Raw genomic sequence first — 22,664 nt, forward strand, 5'->3', positions numbered from 1 at the left:
GATGTGGTCAGCATGATGCGACAGTACGATGATTGGGCGTAGGACTATGCGAATACGGGTGGTGGTTGAGCAGATGTGGCATAGCAAGTGGGTCATCGCGTGATTGTGTGGTCCTTTTTTTTTTTTTTTTAATGATACGTCGACCCACGAGATCTACACTGACTACATATCGGCGGCAGCGTCAGATGTGTATAAGAGACAGGCCTTGGGTACTGCAGCCGCCGGCGCTGTGGGCGCAGCGGGGCCAGGCGCAGGCGCCGGACGGGTCGCTGCCGGGCTGGCAGATGCCTGGGGGGCGGACGCCGGAGCTTCTGACTTCGAAGCTGCGGGGGCGTCGGGGTAAGCGTTGCGCAGTTTCCGCACAACGGGAGCCTCGATTGTTGACGAGGCGGAGCGAACGAATTCGCCCAGTTCCTGCAGTTTGGTTACTGCATCTTTGGAAGTAATACCGAGCTCTTTAGCAAGCTCATGTACGCGGACCTTGGCCACATTTCTCCTGTCTCGGTCCGCACCGAGCCAGGCACGAACCGTCTACTTCTTACTGCGGGCCTCCGCCGCGAATGCAGCTGAAAGGCCCATTGCAGAGCGCAACAAAGTTGTCATCGTTGCGCACTCATCGCTGGGAACTCATCGGGTTTCCATCAGTTTTCTGACCCGCTTTCAGGTTGGACGGTTGTTGCTGCGGCCACCGGGGTGCCCACGGCTTCCGTGCCGGCAGTGATCCGGCGTTCAACATCGGCTGTTCCGGCTGCGCCGTTGAGGGCGCGGCCGAACGCTCGACGTTTGACCGCCAGTGCCAGGCACTTTTCGCTGGGGTGCAGCCATGCTCCCCGGCCAGCCATCCGGCGTCGTTCATCCACCACGACGGCGGACGAACCACCGGCGCCGGCGACGAGCCGGAGTAACTCCGACCGCGATCCTTTTTGTCGGCATCCGATACAGGTGCGCTGCGGCTGATTCCCGAGGTGTTGCACATGTGCCACGTTCGAGTATCTTCCTGCCAGTACAACTGCTTGGTGAATCACCGCGTCCCGGGAATCCGGGAAAAACCCAGACGCGCCAAAGACACACGGATACCGGCCGTGAGGCGCGGTCATGTCTATTCTAGCCCCTCCGGCGCCCGGGTCCCGAACCCAGGCATGCCGGTCAGCTTGGAAATCACGGCTAACCAGTGAGAGCGCACACAGGCTGTGGGCCGCGATGGCGGCCCGCAGCGCCTGTTGGTGCCCGTGTTCGTGCGCTTGCGTGCCCGCGCTATTTGCCGGTGTTGACGGCGGCGTCGGAGACGATGTCGATTCGCCATCCCGTGAGCTTGGCGGCGAGACGGGCGTTCTGCCCCTCTTTGCCGATGGCGAGGGAGAGCTGGTAGTCGGGAACGACCACCCGGGCCGAACGCGTGGCTTCGTCGGTGATTGTGACCGAATTCACGCGCGACGGCGAGAGGGCGCTGGCGATGAAGGTCGCCGGATCGTCGTTGTAGTCAACGATGTCGATCTTCTCGTCGTTCAGTTCAGTCATGACCGCCCGGACACGCGACCCCATTTCACCGATGCAGGCACCCTTGGCGTTCACGCCGGGCGTGTTTGCCTTGACGGCGATCTTGGTGCGGTGGCCGGCTTCGCGGGCAAGCGCCACGATTTCGACCGAACGGTCCGCGATCTCGGGAACTTCGAGTTCGAAGAGCTTCCGGACGAGCCCGGGGTGGGAGCGGGACAGCGTGATGGACGGGCCCTTGGTGCCGCGGTGGACGTCGATCACGAAAGCGCGCAGCCGGTTGCCGTGGATGTACTTCTCGCCGGGAACCTGCTCGGGCGGCGGCAGCAGTGCCTCCACCGTGCCCAGGTTCACCTGGATCATGTGCGGGTTGTTGCCCTGCTGGATGGTGCCGGCGACAAGCTCACCTTCACGGCCCTTGAACTGGCCCAGCACGTTGTCGTCCTCAGCGTCCCGGAGGCGCTGCAGGATGATCTGCCGTGCGGTGCTCGCCGCGATGCGTCCGAAGCCCGCGGGGGTGTCCTCGAACTCGCCGATCGGGGCGCCGTCGTCGTCGATCTCGGTGGCCCAGATGGTCACGTGGCCGCTCTTGCGGTCGAGCTCGGCCCGGGCCTTTTCGAAGGCGCCGGGGGTCTTGTGATAGGCCACGAGCAGTGCCTGCTCGATTGTTGGAATCAGGAGATCCAGCGGGATTTCACGCTCACGCTCCAGGAGTCTCAGTGCGCTCATGTCAATATCCATCAGGCCTCCTCAGAAGGTCCATTGTTTGCTTTTTCCAAGCCGGCCTCTTCGAGGTGGCTGAACTCTATCTCGACTTTTCCGCTGCGGATCCTGTCGAAAGGAAGCTTGACGGGTTCACCTTGTTTGGGCTTCATGCCCTTCTTGACGGCGATTTCCGGAACGAGGGTGACTCCCCCATCGTCTACGGACTGGACCCTGCCGGTGACGTTGTCGCCTTGGATCACGTTCACGTTGACCATCCGCCCGCGGGCACGGTGCCAGTGCCGCTCCTCTGTCAGTGGACGGCCGACGCCGGGTGAAGAGACTTCGAGCTCATAGGGGCGCGCGTCCATGCTGGGGTCGTTGTCCAGGGTGTCCGAAAGGGTCTTGGAGATCTCGGCGATGACGTCGAGCCCGACGCCCCCGGTCTCCTCCTGCGGCAGGTCCACCACTACGTGGACCACCCGGTTGGCGCCGGCGACATGGATGGATACGTCCTCCAGGTACAGCCGGTTCGCCAGTACTGCGGGTTCCAGGAGTGCGTGAAGGCGCTCGGCCTCGACATTTTGAACGGTTGCGGCTTCAGCCTTTCCCGTCCCGGTCCGGTCTGTTGAAGTCGTGGCTTCTGCGTTGGTCATGATGCCGGCCGCCTCCCGCTAGATGATGTTGTGTGTACTAGCCTAGCGATTTTCCGGGCGGCGTGGTGCACGCAGTTCCGGGCCGGCATGACAACATGGTCTGTTGTGAAAGACGACACCAGGGAAAAGCGATGGCAGGATCACTTTCCCCGGTCGCTCCCCCGCTATGTGCTTTTGGTGTGCCTCGCCCTGGTGGTGGTGAGCCTGGGCGTGGTCCTGACGCCGGCCAGTCCGCCGGAGCCTGCGATCCCACCCTTTTCTGAGCAGGCGCGCGCCGCCGCACTGGCCGAAACCCGGCAACTGCTGGACGCCGGCAGCCAGCTTGGCACCGCGGCCCGGGCCGACTCAAAAGACGGCCCGGCCGAGGGCGCTGATGGCCGTCCGGCCGATGCCGGGAATCCCGCCATCGACCGGACTGTGACCTTGCTGACACTCCAGGCGCAAGCTCTGCTGGCACCGGGAGAAAGTCCTGCGGACCCGGCCGGCGCGGCTTCCGCCTCCGGCCGGGCAACGCCCCCGGCAGCGTCCGCCGCACCTCTTCCGGCGACCGCCGCCGGGCTGGTGGCGGCCTTGGCAGGCAGCGGCCGCCAGCGCCTCGCGGACGCGGCCAAGGCCGACGGCGGCATGGCACGGCTCTTGGCCGCCGTCGGCACCGCTCAGCTGCTGCAGGCGTCCGCCCTCGCCGCCGGCACCGGAACGGCGGCGCCGGCAGCCGACGTAACCCCGCCGCAGGTGTCCGGCACCTGCCCGTCGCAGTCAGCAACGGCCCCAACCACAGAGCGTCAGGCCGCAACAGAACCGTCCACAGCAGCGCAGCCCGAAGGAGAGCCAACCGCGGCCGCGTCCAGCCTCGGCGGCGCCCTGGCGTCGGCTGCGCGGACCGAGGCGCAGACCATCTACGGTTACCAGGTGGCGCTGACCCGGCTCGGCGGCGACGCGGCGAAATCCGCGGCCGAGGAATTGGCCCATCATGACGCGCTCCTTGGCGCCGTGGAATCCCTGAGCCGGCTGCACTGTTCCGCGGTGCCAGCACGCGAGGCGGGCTACGCGCTGGCGCCGTCCTTCCTGGCCTCCCCCGCCGCCGGCCTCGGCGACCTGGAAGCCGCCGCCCTGCCGGTCTATGGCGACCTCGTGGCGCTGAGTGAGGGCGCGACCCGGCAGTGGGCCATCGCTGCACTGTTCGGGTCTGCGAAGCGGGCGGTGCAGTGGGGTGCGGATTCCGGCGCCCTGCCGGGCCTGGACAGGGCGTCGATGCCGACGCGGCCGGCGGGCGAAACGCCGTCGCAGCCCGCGGGCTGAACGCCGGAGCAAGCCTCGGCTTATTTTGGTAAGCCTTGGAATACTGGCATGCCCCGGCCCCGGGTGATTTGCTGTAGGCATGGAAACGACCGGCGCCGCAACCCAGCACGAGAACGAGCCGCACCACAATGACATCGCACACCGCCTCAATTGGCTCCGCGCGGGCGTCCTGGGGGCCAATGACGGCATCGTCTCCGTCGCAGCGATCGTCGTCGGCGTCGCCGGCGCGACCACCGATACCGGAGCAATCCTGCTCGCGGGCGCCGCGGGCGTGGTGGGCGGCGCTATCTCGATGGCGCTCGGGGAATATGTCTCCGTCAGCAGCCAGAAGGACAGCCAGCACGCCTTGATCGAAAAGGAGCGCCGGGAGCTGGAGGAACAGCCGGAGGAAGAGCTCGAGGAGCTCGCGGCGATCTACCAGGGCAAGGGCCTCAGCCCCGCGACCGCACGGACGGTGGCCAAGGAACTGACGGCGCACGATGCGCTCGGCGCGCACCTCTCAGCCGAACTCCATATTGACGAAACCGACATCGTGAGCCCGTGGCACGCGGCGTTCGCTTCTGCCATCGCGTTCCTCGCCGGTGCAATCCTGCCCATGATGGCCATCCTGCTGCCGCCGGAAAGCATCAGGATTCCGCTGACCTTCGTGGCCGTGCTCGTGGCGTTGGCCGCCACCGGCGCCGTGGGCGCGTGGATTGGCGGTGGCTCAAAGCTCAAAGCAGCGATCCGCGTGGTGATTGGCGGCGCCGTTGCCCTGGTGGCAACGTTCGCGATCGGCAACGCGCTCGGCGCGAGCGGCATCGTCTAAAGGCCCCCGGTCCCAGAGGAACCATCCGAGGTCCGCCTGGGGCAGGCCAACGCGGCGGCGACCCCTCCGGCCCTACGATAGGTCCCGTGAACGCGATCCCAGATGTCCCCATCCCGCCTGATCTTTCCCGCCGGTACGCCCGTACCCCTGCGGGACGCACCTGGCTGGCGACACTTCCTGACCTGATCGGGCGATTCCTCGACCAGTGGGACCTGGAGCCGGATCTGGAACCGGGGGCCCTTCCCTGGAACGGGCACGGCGGCGTCGTCATTCCTGTGCGGCGCCGGGACAGGCAGGGGTCCCAAGGCAAGGGCGAGGCAGCCGTGCTGAAGCTGGCTTTTCCGCACGAGGAGGCCACTCGCGAACACCACGCCCTCGCCCTGTGGGGAGGCCACGGCGCCGTCAGGCTGCTGGCCGCCGACGCCGGTTCCTGCGCCCTGCTCCTGGAGCGCCTGGACGCCTGCCGCTCCCTCCTGGATGTCCCGTTGGACACAGCGGTGACGGTGTGGGGCGGCGTGGTCCGCCAGCTCAGCGTGGTCCCGGACAGCCGGCCGGAGTGGCGGGAAATCGACCACGTGGCGGCACGGGCCGAGCAGTGGAGCGATGAATTCCCGGAGGCGTGGGAACACCTCGGGCGGCCGTTCCCACGCTGGCTGCTCGAGGCGGCGCTGGAGGTCTGCCAGACCCGTGGCGCCGTCGGCCGGCGGTCCGGCAAGGACGTCCTGGTCCATGCGGACCTGCACTATTTGAACGTCCTGGCCCGGCCCGGCGTCCCGGAGCCGGCAACCCGGAACCCACCGGCGGGGCCGGAACAGTACGCTGCGATCGATCCCCAGCCAATGGTCGGCGAGGCGGAGTTCGCCGTGGCCCCGGTGCTGTGGAACAGGATCCGGGAGTTGCCCCAGCAGGATCCCGGGCGGGCGCTGCTCGCGCGGTGCGCGGATTTCAGTGCGGCCGCCGGTCTGGACGCCGAGGCCGCCCGGCAGTGGAGTCTGGCGCGCGAAGTGGAGAACGCCCTCTGGTATGCCTCGCAGCGCCATCACGAAGGCGATCTGGCCCGATCGCTGTGGGTGGCGAGCACGCTGGCCGGCCGGACGCTTCCCGGCCTGCCCGCCCCGCAGTCACTCCCGACGCCCGGGGAAGCTGGCGGGATAGCTGGCGGCTAGCCCCGCACGGCCGCCAGCGCGTCGCGGACGGCGTCGACGGCGACTCTGACATCGGCGTCGTCCGTGCTCCAGTTGCTCACCGAAATCCGCAGGATATCGCGGTCCTGCCAGCGTGACCCGGACATCCAGACCCGGCCATCAGCCATGACCCTCTCCGCCACGGACCGGGTCACGGCGTCGTCGCCAAACGCCAGGGACACCTGGGTGTAGTCGACGTCGTTGAGCACCTCCACGCCGTCCAACGCCCCGAGCTGTTCGGCCAGCTGCGCGGCCCGGTGCACGAGCGTGCGGACCTGGCTGGCGACACCGTCACGGCCCAGGGATTTGAGCGCTGCCCACACCGGCACGCCGCGGGCCCGGCGGGAGAGCTCGGGCACTCTTTGGGACGGGTCTCCGGCCCCGTCGGCGGCCTGGATCAGGTAGCTGGCGTGCAGCCCCATCGCCGACCGCAGCGCCTGGGCGTCGCGCACGATCACGATCCCGCAGTCGTAGGGGACATTGAGGGTCTTGTGCGCATCTGTGCCCCACGAATCGGCCAGGCCGAGTCCCGCGGTCAGGGCGGACAGTTCGGGCACGGCGGCCGCCCAGAGCCCGAACGCCCCGTCCACGTGGACCCAGGCGCCGTGCGCCTTCGCGACGGCGATGGCCTCGGCGAAGGGGTCGAAGGCACCCGAATGCAGGTTGCCGGCCTGCAGGCACACGAGGGCCGGGCCGGGGCGGCCGCCCTCCCCGGTGCTGAGCGCAAGGTCCAGGGCGCAGTCCAGCTCGGCCGGGATGATGCGCCCCTGATGGTCGGAGGGCACCACGGTGGGGTGCCCGAGGCCCAGATAGCGCAGGCCGAGGTCGATCGTTTCGTGGCGCTCCTGGCCCGCGAAGCAGCGGATCCGGGGCGCACCGGCGAGGCCGTCGCCGTCAAGGTCCCAGCCGGCATCGGCCATGAGCCGCCAGCGGGCGGCGGCGAGCCCGGTGAAGTTGGCCATGGTGGCACCGGTGGCAAAGCCGACGTCGGACTCCTCGGGAAGACCCAGCAGCTCGAGGATCCATTTGCCGGCGGCTTCCTCGATGGCGGCGGTGGCGGGCGTGGCGAAACGCAGCCCCGTATTTTGGTCCCAGGCGCTGAGCAGCCAGTCCGCGGCCAGGGCGGCCGGCAGTGTGCCGCCGATGACCCAACCGAAGAACCGCCCGGACGGCATGGCCATCAGCCCGGGTTCGGCCTTGGCCGCGAGATAGTCCACCACATCCGCGGCCGGCATCCCGTGTGGGGGCAACGGGCCGCCGAAGTCGGCCGCGAGCTCGGCCGCCGTCGCCTTCGGTCCGATCCGGCGTGTCTCCTGGCTCTCAAGCCACCGGCGTGCGTGCCCGGCCGCGGCGTCGAGGGCATCCCGGTAGCGTTCCTCACTTGCCGACATAGCTGCATGCTACGCCCGGCGCCAACGGACCGGGAGTCCCATGCGGGTGCCGCGGACCTAGTTGGCGCGTGCACCAGTGCGGCCCTGGGCTTTTTAAGGGGATGGTGGAACGAGTGATGAAAGAGAATGCAGCTCGGGGGCCACCCGCGATGGAGGCCGCAATTTCCTCAATGTACCTTGACGGGTACGTAACCGGACGGGTACCTTCAAGGCGTGGAAGCCGTTATGCACGCCTTGTCAGACGAGAATCGCCGCAAAATTCTCGAGCACCTGCGCCGACAGCCGGCGTCGGTCTCCGAACTCGCGGCCGCACTGCCGATCGCTCGCCCGGGGGTCTCACGCCACCTCCGCGTGTTGCGTGAGGCCGGGCTCGTTGAAGTGCACTCACAGGCACAGCTGCGCATCTACAGCCTTCGGCCGGAGCCACTCGCAGAGTTGGATACTTGGCTCGGCCCGTACCGCACATTGTGGGAACGCCGCTTAAACGCTTTGCATACCGAGATCTCGCGGGGTCACCGCGAGGAGAGGAGCACGACACAATGGCACAGCCAAACAGCGTGATAGGAAGCATTCGCTCGCTCGGTGACGGGAAGGGCGCTGTACGGATGGACTCGCTTTTCGGGACGCCGGCCACAGATCTGTGGACGGCGCTGACCGACCCGACGCGCCTCGCCCGGTGGGTCGCCCGGGTCGATGGCGACCTACATCCCGGTGGGGCGTTCACGGCAGTCTTTACGAGCGGATGGGAAGGCGCCGGACGGGTCGAGTTGTGCGAGGCACCGCGCCGGCTGACCGTGACGATGTCGCCCGGCAGCGAGGAGGAAACGGTCATTGAGGCGGTACTGACTCCCGAGGGACCTGGCACGCGGCTGATTGTTGAGGAACGCGGTCTCCCGCTCGGCGAAATCGCGGCCTATGGAGCGGGCTGGCAGGTGCACATCGAGGATCTGATCAGCTACGAGGCGGGCCTGGAATCCAGCGAGTGGCGCAGCCGATGGATCGAGCTGAACCCGGTGTACGAAGCGCGCTACCGCCTCGATGCCTAATAGGGTCGCGGTTTACCAGAGGCCGCTTCGGTTGTCCGTGAAGGGCCATGTTTGGGCCGCGCCATTCTAGGACAGGTTGTCCTGCCAGACGTCGGAACCGAGCTTGATGATCAGCGCGCCCACCACCACCAGGAACACGATCCGGATGAACTTGCTCCCCTGCCGGACCGCAGTCCGGGCACCGAGGTAGCCGCCGGCCATGTTCGCCATGCCCAGCAGCAGCCCGAGCCCCCACAGCACGGCGCCGTGCGGAACAAAGAACAGCAGGGCGCCGGCGTTAGTGGCCACGTTCACGATCTTGGCCTTGGCGCTGGCCTCCAGGAAGGCGTAGCCCATGGCCGAGACGAGGGCGATGATCAGGAACGATCCGGTGCCGGGACCGATCAGGCCGTCGTAGAAGCCGATCACGCCGCCGATCAGGCAGGCCACCACGTAGTGCCGGTGCCCCTCGTGGCGCAGCTTGGTCAGCTCACCGATGCCGGGCTGGAAGGCGGTGAAGAGCGCGACGGCGATCAGCGCCAGCACGATGATCGGCTTGAACACGCTGGCCGGCAGGTTGGCAGCAAGCGCCGCCCCGCCGTAGCTGCCTGCCAGCGCGATCGCTGCCATGGGCAGGGCGGTGCGCAGGTCGGGCCGGACGCGGCGGTAGTACGTGGCCGCGCTGGTGCTGGTGCCGAAGATGGAGCCCATCTTGTTGGTCGCCAGCGCCTGGACCGGGCTGATGCCCGGCACCAGGAGCATCGCCGGGAGCTGGATGAGCCCGCCGCCACCGACGACGGCGTCGACCCATCCGGCCGCCAGGCCGGCCACGACGATCAGGATGACAGTTCCGAGCTGGATCGATTCGAGTCCGGAGACCATTGCCTAGTGCGGCCCGGGACGGCGCGGCATCAGCTGTTGCGCACGGCGTTGACCACGTAGTCAACAGCCTTGTCAACGGCTACATTCTCGGCATTGCCGCTGCGGCGGTCCTTGATCTCCACGACGCCGTCCACGAGTCCGCGCCCGACGGCGAGGATGGTGGGGACGCCGACGAGTTCGGCATCGCCGAACTTCACGCCGGGGGAAACTTTGGGGCGGTCGTCATAGATGACGTCCAGGCCGGCAGCCTCGAGCTCCAGGGACAGTTTTTCGGCGGCGGCGAAGATTTCCTCACCGCGGCCCACGGCCACAACGTGGACGTCGGCGGGGGCGACGGCGCGCGGCCAGACCAGGCCCCGGTCATCGTGGTTGGACTCTGCCAGGGCCGCCACGGCGCGGGTGACGCCGACGCCGTAGGAGCCCATGGTCACCACCACCTGCTTGCCGTTCTGGTCCAGGACTTTCAGGTCCAGGGCGGCGGCGTACTTCCGGCCGAGTTGGAAGATGTGGCCCATTTCGATGCCGCGGGCGGTTTCGAGGGGACCGGAACCGTCGGGCGCCTCGTCGCCGGCGCGCACCTCGGTGCACTCGATGACTCCGTCCCAGCCGAAGTCGCGTCCGGCGACGAGGCCAAAGACGTGCTTGCCGGCCTCGTTGGCGCCGGTGACCCAGGCAGAGCCGCTGACGACGCGGGGATCCACAAGGTAGAGCAGCTTTGCGGCGCCCTCGCTGCCCAGCAGCGGCGCATCCAGGGACATGCCGGGGCCGAGGTAGCCCTTGACGATCAGGGGCTGCTTCTTGAGATCGTCTTCGTTGGCGGCCTCGAGCGTGATCTCGCCGGCAATCGGCAGGAAGGACCCGATGTTCGCCTCGACGCGCTTGAGGTCAACGCCGCGGTCTCCGGGGAGGCCGATGACGACGATCTGGCGTTCGCCGGTGGGCAGCGTCACGGCGAGGACGACGTTCTTGAGCGTGTCGGCGGCGGTCCAGGGACTGCCGTCGGCCTCTGTGCGCGGAACCAGGACGTTGGCGGCGTCGACGAGGGTTTCGATGGTGGGGGTGTCCGGGGTGTCGCGGACTTCGGCGGCCGGGGCGTTGCTGAAGTCGATGTCCGCGGGGACCACGGTGGTGACGGCCTCGACGTTGGCCGCGTAGCCGCCGGCCGAGCGCACGAAGGTGTCCTCACCGATCTCGGTGGGGTGCAGGAATTCCTCGCTCTTGGACCCGCCCATGGCACCGGCAGTGGCAGCAACCGGAATCACTTCGAGGCCGAGGCGCTCGAAGATCTTCAGGTACGCGCCGCGGTGGGCGGCGTAGCTGTCGTCCAGGCCGGCGTCGTCGACGTCGAAGGAGTAGGAGTCCTTCATGATGAATTCGCGGCCGCGCAGCAGGCCTGCGCGGGGACGCGCCTCATCGCGGTACTTGTTCTGGATCTGGTAGATGCTCAGCGGCAGGTCCTTGTACGAGGAGTACAGGTCCTTGACCAGCAGGGTGAACATCTCCTCGTGCGTGGGGGCCAGAAGGTAGTCGTTACCCTTGCGGTCCTTGAGCCGGAAGATGCCCTCGCCGTATTCGGTCCAGCGGTTCGTGGCCTCGTAGGGTTCCTTGGGCAGCAGCGCCGGGAAGTGGACTTCCTGGGCTCCGATGGCGGTCATTTCCTCGCGGATGACCTGCTCCACCTTGCGCAGCACACTCAGCCCCAGCGGGAGCCAGGTGTAAATGCCGGGCGCGGCCCGCCGGATGTAGCCGGCGCGGACCAGGAGCCGGTGGCTGGCCACCTCGGCGTCGGCGGGATCTTCGCGCAGGGTGCGCAGGAACAGCTTGGAGAGTCGAAGGACCACAGGTGGGGTATCCGTTTCTGGGGAAGTGCGGGCAAAGCCTAAGAAAAGCATCTAGGTACTAATCTACCGTCCAGAGCGCACCGCTTTGCCGCGCCGGCCCCGCTGCGCCCCCGCTACTGCCCCGCTTCTCGCCCGCTTCTGCGGGGCCGGGCGCATGGAAGAGCCACGCCATAACTGGTGGAAGCCCCTGGCCGTTTCCGGCTGGTCATCCCGTCATGGCGTGGCTCCGTGGCCCCAGCACCCCCCAGATCTCAGGCTGCGAGCTACTTGGTGTCGTCTCCAGGCGTTGTCTTCCCCGGAAAATGCGTTGGGGAGTGTGTGCGCCTATGCGACACGGCTAGGTAGAACCTATGTGACATGCGGCCGGGAAGCAATAGTCTGCAACCGGATATTTTCGGCATGTCGTTGCGGGTCCATGCGGGGCGGTAATCGGGCTACTTCCCGACGAGCACGGCGGCCTGATCCAGTAATTTTCCGGCCCGGAAGATGGCGTCGGCCTCGCTGCCGCCACCTGCCGCGCTGACGGTGATGAGAACGCCGTCCTGGATCACCTGTCCGGTAATCGCCGATTGCTTCCGGCCGCCCGGCAGTGTGCTGTCTGTCCGGTACGCGACGGTGCCCGCGGTTGAGCCGAATCCGGCCAGCTTGGTCAGTTTGAGGTCCACTTTGGTGCCATTGGTCGTGAATGAAAGGGCTGAGCACTTATTGAAGTCCTCGCCCTGGGCGAGTCCCTTCTCGAGCAGCTTGGCGTCAGCCCGGAACGCCAGGGAGACACCCGTGGAAGCGCCCGTCCCGGCATCTTGGGCCACCCCCGCCGCGACCGCCGTGCCCTCGGTCGAGGCTGCCTGGCCGCCAAGGGCCAGAGCCGCGCACTCCGCGGGTTCTACCGAGATCGACGCCAGCAAGGACTTTGCCTGTTCGACCGACTTCTTGAGATCGGCAAGCGGCATCACGGTGAGCGGCTTGCCGTGCGCATCCTTCAACTGTGCCACGAGGGCCGTCAGTTCATCGCTCGTGTAAGCCTTGACTTGCGTCTGGGTGGGAGTAGGCGTCGCGGCCGCGCTGGGAACCGTCGTTGCGGCCTGGGCTTGCGCACTCTGGGCTGTATCCGGCGAGCCAGTGGGGGTGCCACATGCGGCCAATCCCACGGCGCCCCAGGCGAGGAGCGCCGAGGCCCCGAAAATGCGCAGCACTGATGTCTTCATGTTTCCCCCAAAAAACTAGACCGGCCAGCCGGCATTTGCCCGCTAGAAGAGCACTGTAGCGAACGTGCCCACCTGGCGAAAGCCCACCCGATCGTAGGTGGCGCGCGCCTTGGCGTTGAACCCGTTGACGTACAGGCTGGTCACCGGCGCGAGGGTCTGGGCGAGGACGACGACGGCGGCCATGTAGCCCGCGCTCAGTCCCAGTCCGCGGAAGTCGGGATTCATCCAGACACCCTGGACCTGGGTCACTTCCGGCGTGACGGCGCCGAGTTCGGCCTTGAAGACCACATCGCCGGCGGCGTTCACGTGCACGAGGGAATGCCCCTGGCGGATGAGGCTCTTGACGCGCCGGCTGTAATACTCCCTGCCGCCGAGGTAGGGCGAATAGCCCACTTCTTCCTCAAACATTGCGGCGCATGCGGGCAGGATCTTGTCGAAGTCAGCCAGCTGGCCAAAGCCGAGTGCGGGCTCGGGCCGGACGGCGGGCGGCCCCGCGATCGTCAGCAGGGGCTGGTGGTCCCGGACTTCGTGGGCGGTCTGGCCGAGCTGCTCCAGCGCCGCGTAGAGAGCCAGCACAGTTTCGGCGGGGCCAAAGATCGAGGCGTAGCGGCGCCCGGAGCGGTGCGCGGCCATCGCAATGAGGCCGGCGAGCTCGGGCGCCAGTTCGATCGGCACCAGGTTGGCGCCGGCCCAGCAGGCACCGAGGAGGGTGTCGCCGTCGAACACGCCAAGAATGCTGGCGCCCCCTGCCGTGGGAGACGCCGTACCGGCGGTCTCCAGGTGCGAGAGGATGAAGACATTGGCGACGGCGTCCCGGTGCGCCAGCGCCAGCAGTTGTCCGGTGTCCGCGCCGCCAAGGACCCGGACGACGACGCCGGGAGCGGCGTCGTCCTTACGAGACGCTAACCACGGGGCTACCCTTGACAGCATCTTCGCCATCGGCGTCCCCCATCTCTTCTGCGATACGCATGGCTTCTTCGATCAGTGTCTCAACAATCTGATCCTCCGGGACAGTCTTGATGACCTCGCCCCTGACAAAGATCTGGCCCTTGCCGTTGCCGGAGGCAACGCCGAGATCGGCCTCGCGGGCTTCGCCGGGACCATTGACCACGCAGCCCATGACTGCCACGCGCAGCGGGACTTCCATGCCTTCCAGGCCAGCGGTGACCTGCTCGGCGAGCGTGTAGACGTCCACCTGGGCGCGGCCGCAGGACGGGCAGGAGACGATTTCCAGCTTGCGGGGGCGCAGGTTGAGCGACTGCAGGATCTGGTTGCCCACCTTGATTTCCTCGACCGGCGGGGCAGAGAGGGAGACGCGGATGGTGTCGCCGATCCCGCGGGAGAGCAGGGCGCCAAACGCCGTGGCGGACTTGATGGTGCCCTGGAAGGCCGGTCCGGCCTCGGTGACGCCGAGGTGCAGGGGCCAGTCGCCCTTTTCGGCCAGCATCTCGTAGGCGGCAACCATGATGACCGGGTCGTTGTGCTTGACGGAGATCTTGAAGTCGTGGAAACCGTGCTCCTCGAAGAGCGAGGCCTCCCAGACGGCGGATTCCACGAGGGCTTCCGGGGTGGCCTTGCCGTATTTCTTCATGATGCCCGGTTCCAGGGATCCGGCGTTGACGCCGATCCGGATGGAGGTGCCGTGGTCCTTGGCGGCGCGGGCGATCTCCTTGACCTGGTCATCGAACTTGCGGATATTGCCCGGGTTCACGCGCACGGCGGCACAGCCGGCCTCGATCGCGGCGAAGACGTACTTCGGCTGGAAGTGGATGTCCGCGATCACCGGGATCTGGGACTTCTTGGCGATGATCGGCAGCGCCTCGGCGTCATCGGCGGACGGGCAGGCGACGCGCACGATGTCGCAGCCGGAGGCCGTGAGTTCCGCGATCTGCTGCAGGGTGGCGTTGATGTCGGTCGTCGGCGTCGTGGTCATGGACTGGACGCTGATGGGCGAATCGGAGCCGACGCCGACTGATCCCACCTTGATCTGGCGCGTCTTGCGGCGGGGGGCAAGAACGGGGGGCGGTGCTGACGGCATTCCCAGGCTGACCGAGGTCACATGGACTCCCTTTTAGAATTCGAAGTTGCGAAGGTGCGGGCGGGACGGGCTAGGCGTGCTCGGCCAGAAGACCGGTCAGCGGCGCCCACACGGTTGTGCGGGTGCCCGAGATGGCACCGGCGGCTGCGAAGGGGTCCTGCCGCAGAAGGTCATTCAAGGCCGCCTCATCGGCGGCCTTGAAGATGAGCAGCGCGCCTGCGCCGTCGCCGTAGGGGCCGCTGGCCAGCAGGGCGCCTTCACGGGCAAGATCCGCGGTCCATTCGCGGTGCGCCGGGCGGCTGGCATCGCGGACCTCGGATGATTCGGCGTCGTACACGTACTCCACAGCAAAAACAGTCATATGGATACACTATCGCCCTGTTTGCCCGGTTCCCATCCGCAGGCTCCGGGGCACGCGGTCAGCCGAGGAAGAGGACCTTGGCCAGGGCGGCGACACCGGCTGCCCAGAGCATGGAGGTGAGGGTTCCGATGATGAACCGCTCGGCGGCCACCGGGGTGGCTTTCAACTCGGCAAACCGGCCGAGGCCCTTGATGGCCACGACGTAGGCGATGGCGACGGGCTGGCCGGCCAGGATCGCCAGGCACACGGCGAACCGTTCCAGGATGCCGATAATGGCACCGCCGCGCAGGATGCGCACGCTGCTGACGGTCTCGGCGGGCGGCGCGGCGGACGCCGCTGCCGGGGTAGGCGCTGCTGCGTCCGGCCCGGCCGGCTCCGGGGCCGCCTGGAGGTCGGGGTCCGTGGTGGAGTCGGCGGCGGGGTCCTCGGCTGCGTCCCCGCCGGCGCCGGCGCCGCTTCCGGCGTCGGCCCGGTCATCAATGGTGCGGGCGAGGCGGAACACCCAGGCAGTGACCGGCCAGCCGACGAATCCTGCGGTGAGCAGGGCCAGCGTGATCCACAGGGCGTTCACTTCTCTCCTTCGGTGCTGTCGTGGGCGAGGGTCAGCAGCAGTTCTGCGGCCGGCCTCGCGGCCCATTCTTCCTGCCAGCCCGAGCGGAGGACTGCGCGGCTCACCGACTGCTCCGTGATTCCGAGTTTCTGTGCCGCTATTTTTTGGCTGCCGTGGGTTCCGTGGGTGTCGTTCCGCACCGAGCGCAGCACGTCCACCACCTTCCATTGCGCCGCGGTCCGGTCCTGGACCAGGCGGCCAATCAGCCGGAGCACCGCCTCCGCATTGGCGCAGGCCTTGGCCCCCTGGGACCCGCTGGCGCCGTCCGCGGCCGTGGTTGCTGCATTTGCCCGACGGCGGTCGCGGCCGGCAACCACGGCGAGGGGAACATGGGCGGCCGCCCCCTTGGCCCGGTCGACGGCGGACCGGGCCGCCACGAAGGCGGGACCGGAGCCTTCGCGCGGGCTGGCGGGCAGCGGCAGGTCCACCTCCCCCACCCCGATCCCGACATACCAGCGGCCGCTGCGCAGGGCGTGCAAGGCGATCTCCACCACCTCGTCGGCCCGTTCTACGACGCCCTGGACCTCGTCGCCCACCGAACGCTCAAAGCGCCCGGCGGTGGAGAGCGCACTGAGCCCTTTCAGGAGGCCGGGAACCCGGTCGATGTCGCCCGTGCTGCCGCGCTGGTCGATTGTCATGACGTACATGACCCCAGCCTAGGGGAGGTGATCGGGAATAATCAACCATTTTCAACTGATTACTTAATATCAGCCTAAATAGGCTTATGAATGATAGTCAGCGGAATTTGGCTGAAATGCCAGCCGGACCTACCCGAAGAGGTTGACCGGCTTGACGATGTCGGCGTAGATCAGCAGCGCGCCCATGCCCATCAGCAGCACCGCCACCACATACGTCACCGGGAGCAGCTTGGCGATATCGAAGGCGCCGGGATCCGGGCGGCCGAACAGCTTGGCGATCTGGCGCCGGGCCCCCTCGTACAGCGCGCCCGCAATGTGGCCGCCGTCGAGCGGCAGCAGCGGAATGAGGTTGAAGACGGCCAACGCGAAGTTGAGCCCGGCCAGCAAACCCACCAGGGCGGCGAAGCGGGACTGCAGCGGGACCTCCTCCATCGCGGCGACCTCGCCGGCCACGCGGCCCACGCCCACCACGCTGATGGGGCCGTTGGGGTCCCGGGGTTCCTCGCTGAAGGCTGCCTTGGCCACGCCGGCCACGCGCTCCGGCAGGTTCACCACCACACCGGCGACCTGCTTGATGTTCTCCCCCGCCATGGGCAGCACGGCCGACGCCGGCTGCTGCACGAGTGCCGTCTGGGCGCCGATGCCCAGGAAGCCGACGTCCTGGTACTGCAGGCTTCCGTCAGCGGCCTTGGCCTGGCGGCCGTCGGGACCGAGAACCGGGCGGGCGGAGAGCACGGGCGTGACGGTCGTCGAGACGGTGGCGCCGCCGCGCTCCACGGTGATGCTCACCTGCCGGCCCGCCGAGGCGCGGATCCAGCCGGTGAGTTCGTCCCACTTGGTAACGGCCTTGCCGTCGAAGGAGGTGATGGTGTCGTTCGGCAACAGGCCCGCGGCCGCGGCCGGGGTGGGCTTGCAGTCGGCGGAGTCCGGGTCCACGGTCTCGCCGGCCTTGACCTGGCATTTGGAGACGTCCGCGATCGTGGTGGTCTGGCTGGCGGTGCCGAAGCCCATCAGCAGCACCGCGGTCAGCACGACGCCGATCAGCAGGTTCATCGCGGGCCCGCCGAGCATGATGATGATCTTTTTCCAGACCGGCAGCCGGTAGAAGACCCGGGTTTCGTCGCCGGGGCCGATTTCCTCGTGGGCCAGGGAACGGGCATCGGATGCCAGTGACTGGAACATTCCGGTGCTGGAAGTGCGGACGGTTCCGTCTTCCTTGTTCGGCGGGTACATCCCGATCATGGACACGTAGCCGCCCAGCGGGATGGCTTTGAGGCCGTACTCGGTTTCGCCCTTTCTCTTCGACCAGACGGTGGGTCCGAAACCGATCATGTATTTGGTCACGCGGACCTTGAAGAGCTTGGCTGGGAGCAGGTGCCCGACTTCATGCAGGGCAATGGACACGGCGATGCCGATCGCCACGAAGACGACACCGAGGACAAAGAGGAGGACGGGGCTCATGCTGTGATCTGCTGCTTCCTGAAAACTGGCAATCTAGACGCTTCTTACGGCTAAACGTTCGTGGGTGCGGGCGCGTGCCCATCTTTCAGCATCCAGTACGGACTCCACCGTCAGCCCGGAGGAGCCTGAGTGTTCGCTGAGGACGGCATCGATGGTGTCCACAATGTCGGTGAACCGGATCTGCCCGGCGTGGAAGGCCATCACCGCTTCCTCGTTCGCGGCATTGAACACGGCCGGGAAGGTGCTGCCCTGTGTGGCGGCCGCCTTGGCGAGGTCGACGGCGGGGAACGCCACGGTGTCCAGCGGCTCGAACGTCCAGCTGGTGGCCTTGCTCCAGTCGCAGGCCCTGGCGGATCCGGGGACGCGGTCCGGCCAGCCGAGGCCGAGGGCAATGGGCAGGCGCATGTCCGGCGGCGAGGCCTGGGCGATCGTGGAGCCGTCGACGAACTGGACCATGGAATGCACCACGGACTGCGGATGGACCACGACGTCGATCTTCTCCAAGGGGATGTCAAAGAGCAGGTGCGCCTCGATCACCTCCAGGCCCTTGTTGACCAGGCTGGCGGAGTTGGTGGTGACCATCAGGCCCATGTCCCACGTGGGGTGGGCGAGGGCGTCCTGCGGTGAGACGTCGTGCAGCTCGTCCCGGGTCTTGCCGCGGAACGGCCCGCCCGATGCCGTCAGGATCAGCCGGTCCACTTCCGCCGCGGAGCCGGAGCGCAGGCACTGGGCAATGGCCGAGTGCTCCGAATCCACAGGCACGATCTGCCCTTCGCGGGCCGCGGCCTTGACCAGGGCGCCGCCGACGATCAGGGACTCCTTGTTGGCCAGTGCCAGCGTGGCCCCGGAGGCGAGGGCGGCCAGGGTGGGGGCAAGTCCGATGGAGCCGGTGATGCCGTTGAGGACGACGTCGGCGGTGATTTCCGCGACCCGGGTGGAGGCGTCGGGGCCGGTGATGAGTTCGGGGCTGTACCCGATGAGTCCTGCCGCGCGGGCGGCGTCGTCGATCAGCCCCCGGAGGGCGGAGGCATCCCCGGAGGCGACACCGACAGCCTGGGCGCGGGTGTGGACGGCCTGCCGGGCCAGGAGTTCGAGGTTGCCGCCGCCGGCGCTGAGCGCGACGACCTCAAAAAGGTGCGGGGCGCCGTCGACGACGTCAATCGCCTGTGTGCCGATGGAACCGGTGGACCCGAGGAGGACGATTTTGCGCGGCTGCATGATTCAAGTATCCCGCACCGCGCCGGTGCGCCGCGTTCGCCTCGGGGTGGCACTTCACGGCAGTCGCGGCGGGCAACGCTGCCGTGAAGTGCCACCTCGACGCCGTCGGGTTGAGTCTTCCGCCGCTCGTTGACGCAGCAGGGCGGAGGCGTAACGTGGAAAACGTGGAGTGGACCGCGTGGTTCGACGCGCCGGAGTACGAGTTCGCCCGGCAGGTGCTGCAGCGCAGCACCGCCACCCTGTATTTCGTGGCCTTCCTCTCCTCGCTGAACCAGTTCCCGGCCCTCCTCGGCGAGCGCGGCCTGTTGCCGGTGCCGGCGTATCTCGAGGGCTTCAACCGTCTGGGCCGGCCCAGCCTGTTCCGCTGGCGCTACTCGGACCGGCTGCTGCGGACGGTGTGCTGGAGCGGCATGGCCATTGCCGCCACGCTTATCGCCGGGCTGCCGCAGCTCGGGCCGCCGTGGGTTCCGCTCATCGCGTTCCTGGCCCTGTGGCTGTTGTACATGTCGATCGTGAACGTGGGGCAGACGTTCTACGGCTTCGGCTGGGAGATGCTGCTGCTGGAGGCCGGGTTCACGGTGGCCTTCCTTGGCTCCGACCAGACTCCCCCGCCCCGGACCATCCTGATCCTGCTGGTCTGGCTGGTGTTCCGGTTGGAGTTCGGCGCCGGCCTGATCAAGATCCGGGGCGGCCAGGAATGGCGGGACCTGACTGCCCTGTACTACCACCACGAGACCCAGCCGATGCCGGGGCCGCTGAGCCGGCAGGCCCACCTGCTCCCCAAGGCCTGGCACCGGGTGGAGGTCCTGGGCAACCACTTCGCCCAACTGGTGGTGCCCTTCTTCCTCTTTGCCCCGCAGCCCCTGGCCAGCGCCGCCGCCGGAATCATCGTCTTCACCCAGCTGTGGCTGGTGGCGAGTGGAAATTTCGCCTGGCTGAACTGGATGGCGATCATCCTGGCCTTCGCGGCGGTCAGCGATCCCGTGGCGCACGCCGTGATTCCGGCGATCCCGCTGGACTGGCATGCCGCGTCCGCGCCCGCAGGCGCCGGAGCAGTGGCCGGCAGCCAGGCGCCGGTTCCGTGGCTCGTGGTGGTCCTGTTCGCCACTGTGCTGCTGGTGGTGCTCAGCTACCGGCCCATCGAGAACCTCTTGTCCCACCACCAGCTGATGAACGCATCCTTCAACCGCTGGCAGCTGGTCAACACCTACGGCGCGTTCGGCACCGTCACGAAGCGGCGGATCGAGATCGTGGTGGAGGGGACCCTCGACGAGGACCCCGGGGACGACGCGGACTGGCGGGAGTATGGGTTCAAGGGCAAGCCCGGCGACGTCCGGCGCATCCCGCGCCAGTACGCCCCGTACCACCTGCGCCTGGACTGGCTGATGTGGTTCCTGCCGCTGCGTACCGTGCACGAGGAGTGGTTCTACGCGTTCCTGGCCAAACTGCTGGCGGCGGACCGGCCCACGCTGCGGCTGCTGCGCCACGACCCGTTCGACGGCGGACGTCCGCACTGGATACGTGCCACCAGCTACCTCTACCATTTCTCCACCCGGGCCGAGTTCCGCGCGACAGGCCAGCGCTGGATCCGGACCCCGCTGTATGTCGTCATCCCGCCGTCGCGGCTCCCCGCGCCGCGCCCGACGTCGGAGGCGTGAGGCCCGGCGTGAGGCCCGGGGCGGTGCGTCCCGGGGCGGTGCGTTCCCGTGGGCCCTTTACCGCAAATGGCCGGAATGAGTGTCGTCATTCCGGCCATTTGCGGCAAATTCAGTTCAACGCCCGCGCTTAGACGGAGACCTCTTCCTTCGCCGGCGCAGCCTCCAACGTTGTCTGGCGGCGGCGCAGCCACCACGAGGCGGCGAAGATCAGTGCCATGGAGACGTACACCACCAGGGCGAATGGCGAGGAGAACAAGGCCGTGGGGTCGTTTTGCGAGAGCTGCAGCGAACGCCGCAATTGCACCTCGAACATCGGCCCCAGGATCATCGCCACCACCATGGGCGCCACGGGATAGCCGTAGCGGCGCATGAAGTAGCCCAGGATGCCCACCACCAGCAGGATGCCGACGTCGCTCGGGGAGAAGTTCACCGAGAAGGCGCCGAGCGCGGCGAAGACCAGGATGCCGGCGTAGAGGTAGGGCCGCGGGATCTGCAGGATCTTCACCCACAGGCCCACCAGGGGCAGGTTCAGCACCAGCAGCATGAGGTTGCCGACGTACAGCGACGCGATCAGGGTCCAGACAAGCGCGCCCTGGTTTTCGAACAGGAGCGGACCGGGCTGGATCTGGTAGCGCTGGAACGCCGTGAGCATCATGGCCGCCGTCGCCGTCGTCGGGATTCCGAGGGTCAGCAACGGCACCAGGACACCGGCGGCCGCCGCGTTGTTGGCCGCTTCCGGTCCGGCGACGCCTTCGATCGCGCCCTTGCCGAACTGGGCCTTGTTGGCGCCCTTGGCCAGCTTCCGCTCGGCGGCGTAGGACAGGAACGTGGAGACGTCCGCGCCGCCGGCCGGGACGGTGCCGATCGGGAACCCGATGAAGGTTCCGCGCAGCCACGGCTTCCAGGACCGCTTCCAGTCCTCCTTGGACAGCCAGGCGTTCTTGCCCTTGCTGACCGGGATCAGCTCCACCGGGCCGTGCCGCAGCTTCGATGCGACATATAGCGCCTCGCCGAGGGCAAAGAGGCCCACGGCCACGAGGACCATGTCGACGCCGTCCACCAGGGTGGGGTTGTCGAACGTGAAGCGCTGCTGGGCCGTGCTGTCATCGATGCCGATCAGGCCGATGAACAGCCCGAGCGCCAGGGATGCCAGGCCGCGCAGGACGGAGGCGCCCAGCAGCGCGCCGACGGTCAGGAAGGCCACCACCATGAGGGCCACGTAATCCACGGGGCCGAGGCCGACGGCGAAGTCGGCCACGACGGGTGCCAGGAAGGTCAGCAGGACCGTGGCGATGGTGCCCGCGATGAAGGATCCGATCGCCGCCGTCGCCAGGGCTGCCGCTCCCCTGCCGGCTTTGGCCATCTTGTTCCCTTCAAGCGCCGTGACGATCGAGGAGGACTCGCCCGGCGTGTTCAGCAGGATGGAAGTGGTGGAACCGCCGTACATGCCGCCGTAGTAGATCCCGGCGAACACGATCAACGCGGCCGCGGGGTCCAGGGCATACGTGATGGGCATGAGCAGGGCCACGGTCATGGCGGGGCCAATGCCGGGCAGCACCCCGACGGCGGTGCCGACGAAGACCCCGCCCAGCGCGTAGAGCAGGTAGACGGGCTGCAGCGCGGTGCTGAATCCCTCGAGCAGGAGCATGAAGCTATCCATGGAAGAACGGCACCCCCTCGAGCAGCGGCCCCGGCGGCAGGGACACGCCGAGCAGGCCGCCGAAGACGTACTGCAGCACCAGCGCCAGGATCACGGACACGCCGATCGCCTTCCAGAGGGGTTTGGCGTCCAGGGACCAGGCGGCACCGCTGAAGAGCACGGCGGCGGCCACCGGCCAGCCGGCCGGCTCGATCAGGAAGATGTGCAGCACCACGAAACCCACGAGTTTGGCCAGGGCCACCCAGTCGGTCTTGGCGGTCACGTCCAGGTCTTCGCTGTCCTCGGCCTGCCCGACTTTGCCGCGGAGGACCTGCAGGACCACCCCGGCGCCGCACAGCACCAGCAAGCCACACACGATGTAGGGGAAGGCCCGCGGGCCGATGCCGGTCTCCGACGGCGGGATCGGAATGGATCCCGCCGTCGCCAGGCCCGCGACGCCCACGCTGACGAACACGAGGGCGAACAGGATCTCCCCTGTCGGCCGTTTGGCGGGCGCCGCGGCGGGTGCCGACGTTGATGCGAGGTCAGACACT

At 67.8% G+C, this 22,664-nt stretch carries 22 protein-coding genes and 1 pseudogene; 6 read left to right on the plus strand and 17 right to left on the minus strand.

Annotation, left to right across the window (positions count from 1 at the left end; all coding sequences use genetic code 11):
• Positions 1 to 213: 213 nt before the first annotated feature.
• From ARTB_RS09745 to rimP, 4 genes and pseudogenes are all read right to left on the minus strand, one after another.
• Positions 214 to 489: pseudogene (locus ARTB_RS09745) on the minus strand (translation initiation factor IF-2 N-terminal domain-containing protein); the annotation flags it as partial.
• A 152-nt stretch (positions 490 to 641) separates the two neighbouring features.
• Positions 642 to 1,097, minus strand: a complete 456-nt coding sequence (locus ARTB_RS09750; protein WP_308197235.1) for a YlxR family protein — start codon at positions 1,095 to 1,097, stop codon at positions 642 to 644.
• Between the two features lie 157 nt (positions 1,098 to 1,254).
• Positions 1,255 to 2,235 (minus strand): transcription termination factor NusA, encoded by a 981-nt coding sequence (gene nusA, locus ARTB_RS09755; RefSeq protein WP_018774503.1) that lies wholly within the window; start codon positions 2,233 to 2,235, stop codon positions 1,255 to 1,257.
• Positions 2,235 to 2,852: a ribosome maturation factor RimP gene (gene rimP, locus ARTB_RS09760; protein WP_028277119.1), complete on the minus strand. Its 618-nt coding sequence runs from the start codon at positions 2,850 to 2,852 to the stop codon at positions 2,235 to 2,237. The genes nusA and rimP overlap by 1 nt, the downstream gene beginning before the upstream one ends.
• Before the next feature lie 105 nt (positions 2,853 to 2,957).
• Between rimP and ARTB_RS21765 the strand changes: the two genes are divergently transcribed.
• The 3 genes from ARTB_RS21765 (at position 2,958) to ARTB_RS09775 (ending at position 6,125) form a co-directional block, all read left to right on the plus strand.
• Positions 2,958 to 4,151, plus strand: coding sequence for a ferritin-like domain-containing protein (locus ARTB_RS21765; protein WP_243179600.1), 1,194 nt, complete (start codon positions 2,958 to 2,960; stop codon positions 4,149 to 4,151).
• Positions 4,152 to 4,230: 79 nt separating this feature from the next.
• Entirely contained in the window at positions 4,231 to 4,959 is a 729-nt protein-coding gene (locus ARTB_RS09770) for a VIT1/CCC1 transporter family protein (RefSeq protein WP_028277118.1), read from the plus strand.
• A gap of 86 nt (positions 4,960 to 5,045) precedes the next feature.
• A complete protein-coding gene (locus ARTB_RS09775; RefSeq protein WP_243179601.1) occupies positions 5,046 to 6,125 on the plus strand; it encodes an aminoglycoside phosphotransferase family protein in 1,080 nt (359 codons plus the stop codon).
• Here ARTB_RS09775 and ARTB_RS09780 read toward each other — a convergent pair.
• The gene (locus ARTB_RS09780; RefSeq protein ID WP_243179602.1) at positions 6,122 to 7,534 is read right to left on the minus strand and encodes a pyridoxal phosphate-dependent decarboxylase family protein; all 1,413 of its coding nucleotides are present in this window, start codon (positions 7,532 to 7,534) and stop codon (positions 6,122 to 6,124) included. The genes ARTB_RS09775 and ARTB_RS09780 overlap by 4 nt on opposite strands.
• A gap of 225 nt (positions 7,535 to 7,759) precedes the next feature.
• Here ARTB_RS09780 and ARTB_RS09785 point away from each other — a divergent pair, with 225 nt between their 5' ends.
• A complete protein-coding gene (locus ARTB_RS09785; RefSeq protein WP_279294155.1) occupies positions 7,760 to 8,095 on the plus strand; it encodes an ArsR/SmtB family transcription factor in 336 nt (111 codons plus the stop codon).
• Positions 8,092 to 8,580, plus strand: coding sequence for an SRPBCC domain-containing protein (locus ARTB_RS09790; protein ID WP_028277114.1), 489 nt, complete (start codon positions 8,092 to 8,094; stop codon positions 8,578 to 8,580). Before ARTB_RS09785 ends, ARTB_RS09790 begins: the two co-directional genes overlap by 4 nt.
• Positions 8,581 to 8,646: 66 nt before the next feature.
• Here ARTB_RS09790 and ARTB_RS09795 read toward each other — a convergent pair whose 3' ends face one another.
• The 10 genes from ARTB_RS09795 to dxr all read right to left on the minus strand — a co-directional run bounded on the left by ARTB_RS09795 (position 8,647) and on the right by dxr (position 18,813).
• Positions 8,647 to 9,441, minus strand: coding sequence for a sulfite exporter TauE/SafE family protein (locus ARTB_RS09795; protein WP_028277113.1), 795 nt, complete (start codon positions 9,439 to 9,441; stop codon positions 8,647 to 8,649).
• A gap of 29 nt (positions 9,442 to 9,470) precedes the next feature.
• On the minus strand, positions 9,471 to 11,282 hold the full coding sequence (locus tag ARTB_RS09800; protein WP_243179604.1) for a proline--tRNA ligase: 1,812 nt from the start codon (positions 11,280 to 11,282) through the stop codon (positions 9,471 to 9,473).
• Positions 11,283 to 11,716: 434 nt separating this feature from the next.
• On the minus strand, positions 11,717 to 12,487 hold the full coding sequence (locus tag ARTB_RS09805) for a hypothetical protein (protein WP_243179605.1): 771 nt from the start codon (positions 12,485 to 12,487) through the stop codon (positions 11,717 to 11,719).
• A 42-nt stretch (positions 12,488 to 12,529) separates the two neighbouring features.
• Positions 12,530 to 13,417: a GNAT family N-acetyltransferase gene (locus ARTB_RS09810; RefSeq protein WP_243180335.1), complete on the minus strand. Its 888-nt coding sequence runs from the start codon at positions 13,415 to 13,417 to the stop codon at positions 12,530 to 12,532.
• Positions 13,380 to 14,546 (minus strand): flavodoxin-dependent (E)-4-hydroxy-3-methylbut-2-enyl-diphosphate synthase, encoded by a 1,167-nt coding sequence (ispG, locus tag ARTB_RS09815; protein ID WP_028277109.1) that lies wholly within the window; start codon positions 14,544 to 14,546, stop codon positions 13,380 to 13,382. The genes ARTB_RS09810 and ispG overlap by 38 nt, the downstream gene beginning before the upstream one ends.
• Before the next feature lie 49 nt (positions 14,547 to 14,595).
• A complete protein-coding gene (locus ARTB_RS09820) occupies positions 14,596 to 14,886 on the minus strand; it encodes a YciI family protein (protein ID WP_079551403.1) in 291 nt (96 codons plus the stop codon).
• 58 nt (positions 14,887 to 14,944) lie between these two features.
• Positions 14,945 to 15,457: a hypothetical protein gene (locus tag ARTB_RS09825; RefSeq protein WP_243179606.1), complete on the minus strand. Its 513-nt coding sequence runs from the start codon at positions 15,455 to 15,457 to the stop codon at positions 14,945 to 14,947.
• Positions 15,454 to 16,143, minus strand: a complete 690-nt coding sequence (locus tag ARTB_RS09830) for a MarR family transcriptional regulator (RefSeq protein ID WP_243179607.1) — start codon at positions 16,141 to 16,143, stop codon at positions 15,454 to 15,456. The genes ARTB_RS09825 and ARTB_RS09830 overlap by 4 nt, the downstream gene beginning before the upstream one ends.
• A gap of 120 nt (positions 16,144 to 16,263) precedes the next feature.
• Positions 16,264 to 17,595 carry a M50 family metallopeptidase gene (locus tag ARTB_RS09835; protein ID WP_243179608.1) on the minus strand — a complete coding sequence of 444 codons (1,332 nt, stop codon included), beginning with the start codon at positions 17,593 to 17,595 and terminating at the stop codon, positions 16,264 to 16,266.
• Positions 17,596 to 17,628: 33 nt separating this feature from the next.
• Complete coding sequence (gene dxr, locus ARTB_RS09840; RefSeq protein WP_243179609.1) at positions 17,629 to 18,813, minus strand: 1-deoxy-D-xylulose-5-phosphate reductoisomerase; 1,185 nt, start codon at positions 18,811 to 18,813, stop codon at positions 17,629 to 17,631.
• 164 nt (positions 18,814 to 18,977) lie between these two features.
• On the opposite strand from dxr, the gene ARTB_RS09845 reads away from it, so the two are divergent.
• The gene (locus ARTB_RS09845; RefSeq protein WP_243179610.1) at positions 18,978 to 20,471 is read left to right on the plus strand and encodes a lipase maturation factor family protein; all 1,494 of its coding nucleotides are present in this window, start codon (positions 18,978 to 18,980) and stop codon (positions 20,469 to 20,471) included.
• Positions 20,472 to 20,598: 127 nt separating this feature from the next.
• On the opposite strand, the gene ARTB_RS09850 is transcribed toward ARTB_RS09845, so the two are convergent.
• Together ARTB_RS09850 and ARTB_RS09855 are read right to left on the minus strand one after the other, a co-directional pair.
• The gene (locus tag ARTB_RS09850; protein ID WP_243179611.1) at positions 20,599 to 22,131 is read right to left on the minus strand and encodes a tripartite tricarboxylate transporter permease; all 1,533 of its coding nucleotides are present in this window, start codon (positions 22,129 to 22,131) and stop codon (positions 20,599 to 20,601) included.
• Complete coding sequence (locus ARTB_RS09855) at positions 22,124 to 22,663, minus strand: tripartite tricarboxylate transporter TctB family protein (RefSeq protein WP_243179612.1); 540 nt, start codon at positions 22,661 to 22,663, stop codon at positions 22,124 to 22,126. The genes ARTB_RS09850 and ARTB_RS09855 overlap by 8 nt, the downstream gene beginning before the upstream one ends.
• Position 22,664 lies beyond the last annotated feature (1 nt).

This window comes from Arthrobacter humicola (assembly GCF_022803015.1).
In the GTDB taxonomy this organism is placed as follows: Bacteria; Actinomycetota; Actinomycetes; order Actinomycetales; family Micrococcaceae; genus Arthrobacter; species Arthrobacter humicola_A.